The organism is Streptomyces durocortorensis (assembly GCF_016901035.1).
GTDB classification, from domain to species: domain Bacteria; phylum Actinomycetota; class Actinomycetes; order Streptomycetales; family Streptomycetaceae; genus Streptomyces; species Streptomyces durocortorensis.
The window spans coordinates 4,885-10,682 of sequence record NZ_JAFEUF010000227.1 but is presented as its reverse complement, the minus strand read 5'-3'; the positions used below and the strand labels follow the sequence as shown (position 1 = coordinate 10,682).

At 72.0% G+C, this 5,798-nt stretch carries 6 protein-coding genes and 1 pseudogene; 5 read left to right on the top strand and 2 right to left on the bottom strand.

The genetic code is table 11. The annotated features are described in order from the left end of the window. From JS521_RS29105 to JS521_RS29085, 5 genes and pseudogenes are all read left to right on the top strand, one after another. Window positions 1–323: pseudogene (locus tag JS521_RS29105) on the top strand (ATP-binding protein); the annotation flags it as partial. 113 nt (window positions 324–436) lie between these two features. After that, the gene (locus tag JS521_RS29100; protein WP_010059774.1) at window positions 437–883 is read left to right on the top strand and encodes a roadblock/LC7 domain-containing protein; all 447 of its coding nucleotides are present in this window, start codon (window positions 437–439) and stop codon (window positions 881–883) included. After that, window positions 880–1,239, top strand: coding sequence for a DUF742 domain-containing protein (locus tag JS521_RS29095; RefSeq protein WP_205085930.1), 360 nt, complete (start codon window positions 880–882; stop codon window positions 1,237–1,239). The genes JS521_RS29100 and JS521_RS29095 overlap by 4 nt, the downstream gene beginning before the upstream one ends. After that, a complete protein-coding gene (locus tag JS521_RS29090; protein WP_097985429.1) occupies window positions 1,220–1,834 on the top strand; it encodes a GTP-binding protein in 615 nt (204 codons plus the stop codon). Before JS521_RS29095 ends, JS521_RS29090 begins: the two co-directional genes overlap by 20 nt. Continuing rightward, window positions 1,831–3,123 carry a cytochrome P450 gene (locus JS521_RS29085; protein WP_205085929.1) on the top strand — a complete coding sequence of 431 codons (1,293 nt, stop codon included), beginning with the start codon at window positions 1,831–1,833 and terminating at the stop codon, window positions 3,121–3,123. The genes JS521_RS29090 and JS521_RS29085 overlap by 4 nt, the downstream gene beginning before the upstream one ends. A gap of 97 nt (window positions 3,124–3,220) precedes the next feature. Here JS521_RS29085 and JS521_RS29080 read toward each other — a convergent pair whose 3' ends face one another. Both JS521_RS29080 and JS521_RS29075 read right to left on the bottom strand, forming a co-directional pair. Next, window positions 3,221–4,372: a cytochrome P450 gene (locus tag JS521_RS29080; protein ID WP_239487986.1), complete on the bottom strand. Its 1,152-nt coding sequence runs from the start codon at window positions 4,370–4,372 to the stop codon at window positions 3,221–3,223. Between the two features lie 244 nt (window positions 4,373–4,616). Continuing rightward, entirely contained in the window at window positions 4,617–5,522 is a 906-nt protein-coding gene (locus JS521_RS29075; RefSeq protein ID WP_205085927.1) for a coiled-coil domain-containing protein, read from the bottom strand. Window positions 5,523–5,798: the final 276 nt, after the last annotated feature.

Here is a 5,798-nt window from a genome sequence, read left to right as displayed (position 1 = left end):
CCCCCGACCCCCTCGTCGCCCGTCCGCGTGAGCCGCAGCAGCCCGCGGCCCGCCCGGGACCGGCGGCCTCCACCCCCGGGGGCCTCCCTGTCCGTACGCCCGGCCGCACCATGGGCGAGGCCGAGCGCGGCCGTCACCGCGGCTCGCCCGCGGCCGCGTCCCCGGCGAACCCGCGGGGCGACACGCCACGGGCCACCCCGCCCCGCAGCGCGGGCCAGCAGTTCGGCGCCTTCCAGCGTGGCCGACGGCCCCAGGGCAACGCGGCGGCAGCGGAGCAGCCGGACACCGGGACCGTACCGCCGCCACCGTCCTCCGCGCCGTAACCCGGAACGCCATCCGCAGGGTGCCCGGGTCACCGGACGCGCTCGCTCGACCATCCGAGATTGGAGGCACGGGACGTCGGCCGGTCCCCGGCGCCACGGTCCCGTCACTCATCATGCAGACCACAGACAACAGCCTCACCTGGCTCCTGCAGAGGCTGCTGGAGCAGACCCCCGGAACGCGGCACGCCCTGGCCCTGTCCCGCGACGGGCTCAAGCTCTGCTGGAGCGAGCACCTCACGCTCGACCAGGCCGACCAACTGGCCGCCATCTGCTCGGGCATGCAGGCGCTGGCGCAGGGCGCTTCCATCGAGTTCGGCGACGGCTCCGGCGGCGTACGGCACTCGATGACCGAGTTCCACGGCGGCCTGCTGTTCATCGTCGAGGCCGGTGAGGGCGCGCATCTGGCCGTCGTCGCCACGGAGGAGGCCGACCCCAGCATCGTGGGCAACCAGATGACGCAGATGGTCGACCAGATCGGCGAGCACCTGCGCGCCGCACCGCGCGGCACCGTACCGGGGAGCGCTTCTCCGGGACGTACGTCGCCGGGGAGTCCCTCGTGACGCCCCGGCGCCCCGTCGACACCGGAGCCCCCGACCGGCTCTACACGGTCACCGGCGGACGCAGCCGCGCCGCGGACTCCTTCGACCTGGTGACCCTGGTGGTCAGCGAGTCCCGGCCGACCCCCGGCATGCAGTCCGAACACGCGCGGATCCTCGAACTGTGCAGCCATCCGACCGCCGTCGTCGAGATCGCCGCCGAACTCTCCCTCCCGGTCACCGTGGTCCGCATCCTGCTCGACGACCTCCACGTCATGGGCCGGATCACCGCCCGCCACCCCCGAGTGTCCGCATCGCGGGCCGAACTCCCCGACTCCGAACTGCTGAAGGAGGTGCTCCATGGTCTCCGGAAGCTGTGAGCTCCCCGCCCAGCGCACCCCGCTGGCCGACGCGGCCGAGACCGGCCTGAAGATAGTCGTCGTCGGAGGGTTCGGCGTCGGCAAGACCACGCTCGTCCGCTCGGTGAGCGAGATCCGGCCGCTGAACACCGAAGAGATCATGACCCAGGCCGGTGTCGGCGTCGACGAGACGAGCGGCGTCGATGGCAAGACGACCACCACGGTCGCCTTCGACTTCGGACGCATCAGCCTCAATGAGCGCATCGTGCTGTACCTGTTCGGCGCCCCGGGACAGGAGCGCTTCTGGTTCCTGTGGGACCGGTTGTTCTCCGGCACGCTCGGCGCGGTCGTCCTCGTGGACACGCGCCGGATGGACGACTCCTGGTACGCGATCGACCGGCTGGAACACCACGGCACCCCGTTCGTGGTGGCGGTCAACCGGTTCGACGACGACGTCGCCCACCCCCTCGAAGAGATCCGTCAGGCCCTGGCCCTGCCCGAGCACATCCCGATGATCGACTGCGACGCCCGGGTCCGGACCTCCAGCAAGAACGTCCTGATCACGCTCGTCGACCATCTGCGCACGATGGCCATCGCCCGGGAGACGACACCATGAGCACCTCCAGCCCGTCCTTCGATCCTTCCTTCGGCTCCCCCCGCGCTACGGGCACCACCGCCCCCTCCGGCTGCCCGGTCGCCCCCGGTGCCGTACGGCTGTCCGGAGCCTCCTACCAGCAGACGCCCACGGAGCTCTACCGCTCGCTGCGGCGGGAGCACGGCGCGGTGGCGCCGGTCCTGCTCGACGGTGACGTACCGGCCTGGCTGGTCCTCGGCTACGCCGAACTCTCCTACGTCACCACGCACGACGAGCTGTTCGCACGGGACTCGCGCCGCTGGAACCAGTGGGAGACCATTCCGCCGGACTGGCCCCTGCTGCCGTTCGTCGGCTACCAGCCCTCCGTGCTCTTCACGGAGGGCGACGAGCACCGCCGCAGGGCCGGGGTCATCACCGAAGCCCTGGAGGGCGTCGACCAATTCGAGCTGGCACGCGACTGCCGGCGCATCGCCGACCGGCTCATCGCGGAGTTCGCCGGAAGCGGCCGGACGGAGCTGATGAGCAGTTACGTCCACGCGCTGCCGATGCGGGCCGTGGTCCAGATGTGCGGCATGCCGGTGTCGGGCTCGGACACCCAGCAGTTGGTGGACGACCTGCGGATCTCCCTCGACGCCGGCGAGGGGGACGACCCGGTGGCGGCGTACGGACGCGTCGGCGACCGGCTGCGCCAACTGGTCAAGGACAAGCGGGCGGCGCCCGGCCCCGATGTCACCTCCCGCATGGTGACGCACGAAGCGGGCCTCACCGACGAGGAGATCGTCCAGGACCTGATCTCGGTGATCGCCGCGGCCCAGCAGCCCACCGCGAACTGGATCTGCAACTCGCTGCGGCTGCTCCTGACCGACGAACGCTTCGCGGTGAACGTCTCCGGCGGCAGGCTCAGCGTCGGCGAGGCGCTCAACGAGGTGCTGTGGCTGGACACCCCGACACAGAACTTCATCGGCCGCTGGGCCGTACGGGACACCCAGCTCGGCGGCCGGCACATCCGGGCGGGCGACTGCCTGGTCCTGGGGATCGCGGCGGCCAACACCGACCCGGAGATCTGGCCGGAGGCGTACGTCGGGGCCGAGAACTCCGCACACCTGTCGTTCAGCGGCGGCGAGCACCGCTGCCCCTACCCCGCACCGCTGCTAGCCGACGTCATGGCCCGTACGGCGGTGGAGACGCTGCTGGAGCAGCTGCCGGACCTGATGCTGGCGGTCGAACCGGCGGAGCTGACGTGGCGGCCCTCGATCTGGATGCGCGGACTGTCGGCGCTGCCGGTCCAGTTCAGCCCGATGGCGCAGTAGCGGGAGGCCGGGCCGGGAACCCTTCCGGGTGGCCGGGGCGGGGGGCCGGGCCGGGGAGCGCCCCCCGCCCCGGCCTCCCGGGTACGACCGTGTTCTGTCAGCCCGATACCGGTGTGAAAAGCACCGGCAGGCTCTTCGGACCGCGGGTGAACACCCCGTTCTCGACCGGGTCGAAGCCATCGGCCAGCCGCAGGTCGGGCATGGCGTCCAGCAACTGGCCCACCCCCGTCTCGACTTCGGACCTGGCCAGCAGGGCACCCACGCAGAAATGCCGGCCGAGCGCGAAGGCGAGATGGTCGGCCGCCGCCGAGAACGCGTTCGTGGCGGTCAGGTCCTCGCGGAAGATGTCGAAGACATCGGGGTCGCGGTAGCGGTCCTCGTCACGGTTGGCGGAGCCGATCAGGCAGGTCACCGTGGAGCCCGCCGGTACGGTGCCGCCGCTCAGCTCCACGTCCGCCGCCGACTGGCGCATGATCATGTGCACCGGCGGGGTGTAGCGCAGCGTCTCGGCGAAGGCACGGGATATCAGACTCCGGTCGGCGCGGACCGCCGCCAACTGCTCCGGGTTCGTCAGCAGGTTGGCGAAGATACCGGCGATGGCCTTGTCGGTGGTCTCCCCGCCCGCCGCCAGCAGCAGACTGCAGAACGCCTTGACGTCCTCGTCGCTCATCCGGACACCGTCGACCTCCGCGGTGCACAGCGTCGACAGCAGATCGTCGCCCGGCGACTCCCGCCGTTCGCGGATGATCGGCAGCATGTACTCGGCGAACTCGACGCGCGTACGTTCACCTGCCCGCGCCACGTCCTGATCGCCGGAGAGATTACCGAGAAAGGCGATGACAGCCGTATACCAGCCGTGAAAACGCTCATAGTCGGACTTGTCCAGACCGAGCATGTCCGCAATGACGTTCACGGGAAAGCGGGTGGCGTAGTCGGCCACCAGATCGACGGAACCGGAGTGACGGAACGCGTCGATCAGCTCGCGCGAATTGCGCTCGATGACGGGTAAAAACTTGTCCCGCAGGTCGGCACCCCGGAAAGCGGGCGCGACCAGAGCGCGGCGTACGGCGTGCTCGCGCCCGCTGAGCTGGAGAATCGTCCGCCCGTGGACGGGCTCGATCTGCCAGTCGTAGTTCTCGGTGGTGAATTCACCGGCTTTGTCCTTGAAGACGCGCTCCACGTCCTCGTAGCGCGAGACGATGTAACTCTTCGTGGCCTCGTGCCACAGGAGCGGCGCGTCCTGTCGCATCCGGCGATACGCCCGATAAGGGTCTCTCTCGAACTCGGGTGACAAAATGTCCGGCGCTTCGACCGACATGAACACTCCCTGGTGAACGGGGAACGGAGACGGGGGAACTGATCACTCCCATCACCTCCCGAGAACACGCATTCGTCAAGAGTTGCCACCCGTTGCGCCCCGCCCCGCCCCCCCCCGCCGCGGGCCGGAAGGGGCGCGCTCAGCTCTCGGGCCCGTCCTCCGACTCGCCCCCCGGTCAGTCCTCCGACTCGTCCCTCGGCGTCGCCGCCCGCCCCGTCAACGCGGCCAACGAGCTGCGGACGTGCGCCATGTGCGCCTGGGCCTCCTCGCGGCCCTCCTCGTGCACCCGCAGGATCCGCTCGGTCTCCCGGACCACCCGCTCCTCGCGGACCCGGGCCTCGGCCAGCAGCTCCGCCGCCCGCGCCTCCGCGTCCTCCTGGCCGTGCCGGGCCGTCTCCTGGGTGGCGGCGAGGTGCCGGCCCGCCTCCGTGAGCAGCGCCTCGGCCCGCTCGGTCAGCTCCGCGTGCCGGGCCTCCAACGCGGCCTCCTCGGCGGCCAGTTCGGCCTCGGCCGCCTTGAGGCGTTCCGCGTGCTCCTGTTCCTGGTGGGCCAGCACACCCGCCGTACGGCTACGGGTCTCCTCCATCGCGGAAGCGGCCGCCGACCGCACCTCCTCGGCGTCCTGCCGGGCCGCGGCGAGCAGCTCCTCCGCCTCCCGGACCGCCCCGGCCACCCGCTCCTCGGCCGCCTGTTCCGCCGCCGCACGCACCGCGCCGGCCGCCTCGCGCGCCGCGTCCCCGGCCGCCCGGCCCGCCGCCTCCGCCTCGTCCCGCAGCGCCTGGCCCGCCGCCACCGCCTCGGCCTCCAGCGCCTGGGCCTCCCCCTCGGCCAGGGCCAGGATCCGCTGGGCCCGCTCCCCCAGCTCCGCGTAGTCCTGCACGGGCAGCGCCGCGACGGTCTCCGCCAGCCGGGCCGCCTCGGCGTGCAGCTCCTCGGCCCGGCCCGTCAGCCGCGCGATCTCGGCAAGCGCCCCGTCCCGCTCGGCCGTCAGGGCGGCGACCGCCCGGTCCACCTGCTCCGGGCGGTACCCCTTCCCCCGGACACCGACGACGTCGAACGCGGACACCGGTCCAGCACTCATCCCTGAAACCTCTCTCCGACCCACCGGCACGCCCTGCCGCACCACGACACCCCGCGATACGTCAAGGATGCGGCAATTGGTGCCGGAAGTCGGAATCGATCAGCGGCATTCAGGCCGGAAGCGACCGGCATCACAGATCCGGCCGAACCGGCACACAGCGAAGCGGGCCCCCCCCCGCCCGGGGGGGGGGGGGCCGCCCCCCCCCGGGGGGCGGCCCCCCCCCGCGCCAGCGAAGCCGCTCCGCCTGCCGCCCGGGCATCCGTCCTTTCCCGGCTC